Source organism: Acidimicrobiales bacterium (assembly GCA_035533095.1).
GTDB lineage: Bacteria > Actinomycetota > Acidimicrobiia > Acidimicrobiales > Palsa-688 > DATLUM01.
Window position 1 is genome coordinate 1 of the sequence record DATLUM010000110.1, and the last position, 3,647, is coordinate 3,647.

Genomic DNA, 3,647 nt, shown 5'->3' on the forward strand with positions numbered 1-3,647 from the left:
AATACGGGCCACGTTGACTGTGGATACGACCGAGATAACTCTTCGTCGCAGCGGAACCTGGGTGAGCTCGCCACCGACTCTGTGAACCGCCGAGCGGTTGTCAGGGTTGCGCCAACTGGGACTGCCCAGGCCCCGACCACCCCGAGAGCCACCCGTCCATGACCGTCGTCGACACCAAACGCCCGCAGCGTTGGAAATCCTACGCGTCCGCGGATCGCAGTACGGCCACTGACGTTTGGACAGTCACCAGCACGGCGCCGTCCGCCGCCATCACCACCCTCGCCAACGCGACAGCCATCCAACCGCCTACCCGTCGAAAGCGGTCACCTGTCTTCAGCACGACGACTTGGACCCTTACTTGACGCTCGTCCTTACGCCAGTCAGTGCCCGGGCCACACCCGGGCCACACACAGTGGCCCAGAACGGTCTCCAGCGGTCCTCTACGGTCACCAACTGTCGGAGCCGAAATCGCCTCTGACCTGGGGTTTCTACCGTTTTGGCTGGTGAGGTCTTCACGTAAGGGTCTGACCTGGTCTTTGATCGGCTGATTTGGGTGCGGGTCACGGGGTAAGCGGCCGCTGACCACGTGGGTTTAGTTGTGGGTTGGTTTTCGGTGGCGGTCGCGTTCGACGATGGCGACGCTGAGCTCTTCGAGTTCGTGTACGAGGGTTTTGAGTCGGCGGTGGTTGTCGAAGAGGGGCTGGTAGGCGGCGAGTTGGTCGTCGGTGAGGAGCCGGGTGACGGTTTTGCCGGCGATTTTGCGGGTCCAGGACCGGAACGGGCCGTGTAGGCGGGGCGGGTCGTGGTGGCAGGAGCAGGCCAGTTTGCCGCAACGGCCGGTGCGGGTGACCAGGCTGCCGGGCAGGCAGGGCCCCAGGGCGGCGAGCTCGGCGGTGATGCGCTCGAGCGCCGCTCGCTGACGCTTGGTGGGCTCCATCGCTTCCAGTTTCTCAGCTATCCCGGGTTCGTCTCGGATCATCTGCCACAGTATCAATACTGTGGCGAACGGTCCGGTGGGGGACGAGGTGGCGGCGGTGATCGCCGGCTACCGCCCTCGGATGCCGGAGGCAGCTGGGATCTTCGCCCGGGCCACGGTGGCGGCGGTCGGCCCGGCCAGCCCGGGGCGGGCCAAGGCGTTGTTGTGGGCGTGCGCCCGGCTGGCCAGCTTCGGGATCGGGGTCGGGATGGACCCGGTGCCGGCGGTGTTGTTGCACCCCTCGGTCATCGAGCGGTTCATCATCGTCGGCACCGGGGGGTTGTCGGGGGCGGCCAGGCGCACGTTGCGCACCAACCTGCGTCACGTCGCCGGCGTGGTGGGGGCCGCGGTGGCGCCGGTGGCGTTGCCGAGGCAGCGGGCCAAGCAGCCTTACACCCATGCTCAGATCGCCGCCTTCTTGGCGTTGGCCGACGCGCAGGCGACGGTGGCCCGGCGGATGCGAGCCCAGGGTCTGATCTGTTTGGGGGCCGGGGCCGGGCTGATAGGCGCCGATCTGCGCCGGGCCCGCGGTGTGGATGTGGTGGCCCGTTCGGGTGGGGTGGTCGTCGTTGTCAGAGGACGCCGAGCCCGGGTGGTGCCGGTGCTGTCGTGTCACCTTGAGCGTGTGGTGGCGTCGGCGCGCTTCGCCGGCGACGGTTGGATGATCGGCGGCGTCGACCCTGACCGTCACAATGTGACCACCCCGCTGATCTCATCGTTGGCCGGCGGGGTCGACCTGGGAAGGCTTGATACCGGTCGGCTCCGCTCCACGTGGCTGACCGCCACGGCCGAGCGGATCGGGCTCAAAGCGTTCATGGACGCGGCGGGCATCTCCTGCTCGCAGCGTCTCGGCGACCTGATCGCCGGGCTGGCCGCCCCCAGCGAAGCCGATGCCGTCGCCGTGCTCGGGGGACGAAGCTGACCGTGGCCGACCTGGCCCGCCTGGAGGCGATCGTCGACGCCGCCGATGTGGCTGCCGGCATCGAGATGGTGTTGCCCGTCGGTGGTCGGCCCCGCCAACTCGGGGCCCGGACCCTGCTGGTCGGGATGCTGCTAGCCCAAGCCGATGACCGTCCCGGCCATCTGGTCAGAGTCCACCGCGCCCTGGTCGGGCTCGCCCCCGCCGACCGGCGCCGCCTCGGCGTCATCGTCGACTGGCGAACCGGTCCGCACACCCTCACCTACCGCCAAGTCGAGCGGACCTTCGCCCTAGTGGTGGCCGTCCTTCACGCCGGCGCCCCCGCCGGCTGCCCCAGCGACGCCCTCAGCGGGGTCGTCGACAACCTGATCGAAGCCAGCGTCCCCGAACGCTACAAACACGCCACCAGCGCCGTGGCCGTGGACTGGACCGACCACCCCACCTGGGCGCTGGCCCCCCACCGCGACCAGATCGGCGCCGACCCCGACGCCTCCTGGGGCCATCGGGCCTCCCACGCCATCGGGGTCAACGACGAACTGTTCTACGGCTACTACCCCCAAGCCGCCACCATGGTCGCCGAAGACGCCGGCCCCCCGGTGCCCGAACTGGCCCGCCGGCTGCTCGTCACCTCCTGTCACGTCGACCCGCCCCGGGCGTTCGTCGCCGTCATCGAACGCATGCACCACGCCGGCATCGCCATCGGCGACATCCTCGCCGACTCCGGCTACGCCCACCGCGCCGCGGTGGCCTGGGCGTTACCCCTACGCTCCCTAGGCGCCCGCCTGGTCCAAGACCACCACCCCGCCGACCGAGGCCCCAAAGGCACCCACGGCGGGGCGGTCATCGCCAACGGGAACCTGTTCTGCCCCTGCACACCAACAGCACTCCTCCAAATCGGCCCCCTCCACCGAGCCGCCAACCCCGCCGAGACCGCCGCTCATGACACCGCCACCACCGAGACCGCCCGCTACAAACTCGGGCGCCGCAGCGCCGATGACCCCGACGGCTATCACCGCGTCGGTTGTCCCGCCCTGGCCGGCAAACTCCGCTGCCCACTGCACCCCGACTCCATGACCCTCGGCCGCGACCGGCCCGAGATCCTCAACCCACCCCAGCACCCCCCGCTGTGCTGCACCCAACAAACCCTCACCGTCCCACCCGCAATCAACGCCAAAACCGCCCAGAAACACGACTACCCCGGACCGGCCTGGCGGCACTCCTACGCCCGTCGCAGCGCCGCCGAACGCACCAACTCCACCATCAAAGACCCCGCCAGCACCGACACCACCCGCGGCTGGTGCCGGCTCATGGGCCTCACCGCCATCACCCTGTTCCTCACCTGCGCCATCGTCATACGCAACCAACGAATCGTCGACGCCTTCGAGACCCGCCAAGCCCACGACGCCCGCCGCGCCACCCTCGGCCAACCACCCAAGACACGCCGACGACGACGCCGCAGCATCGACGACCTCATCGACACCACCTAATCGCGGTCGCCACCGCCGCCGGCGAACCCCACCATCCCCGCCGGAAAACAAAATCGCCCGGAACCATGACCACACGCGGCCACGATTCCGGACAATAACTGTCACACCCTTCGGTGAAGATAAAACAGGTCTTCCGTGAAGACCTCTGTCGTGGGCGCTGCGGGACTCGAACCCACGACCTCAGCCGTGTGAAGGCAGTTGTCACCGCCGCCGTTTAGGGCGCTGACCAGCAATTATACCCTTCGGCTACTGCCTCCTGAGGCGC

At 68.8% G+C, this 3,647-nt stretch carries 3 protein-coding genes; 2 read left to right on the forward strand and 1 reads right to left on the reverse strand.

The window, feature by feature from the left end:
- Positions 1-592: 592 nt before the first annotated feature.
- Positions 593-979 carry a DUF6788 family protein gene (locus VNF71_14015; GenBank protein ID HVA75670.1) on the reverse strand — a complete coding sequence of 129 codons (387 nt, stop codon included), beginning with the start codon at positions 977-979 and terminating at the stop codon, positions 593-595.
- A 19-nt stretch (positions 980-998) separates the two neighbouring features.
- Here VNF71_14015 and VNF71_14020 point away from each other — a divergent pair, with 19 nt between their 5' ends.
- Positions 999-1,898 (forward strand): hypothetical protein, encoded by a 900-nt coding sequence (locus VNF71_14020; GenBank protein ID HVA75671.1) that lies wholly within the window; start codon positions 999-1,001, stop codon positions 1,896-1,898.
- Positions 1,899-1,900: 2 nt separating this feature from the next.
- A complete protein-coding gene (locus VNF71_14025; GenBank protein HVA75672.1) occupies positions 1,901-3,382 on the forward strand; it encodes a hypothetical protein in 1,482 nt (493 codons plus the stop codon).
- Positions 3,383-3,647: the final 265 nt, after the last annotated feature.

Coding starts and splice junctions, on each gene's coding strand:
- VNF71_14015 (HVA75670.1), bottom strand. CDS start 979: ATGATCCGAGACGAACCCGGGATAGCTGAGAAACTGGAAGCGATGGAG.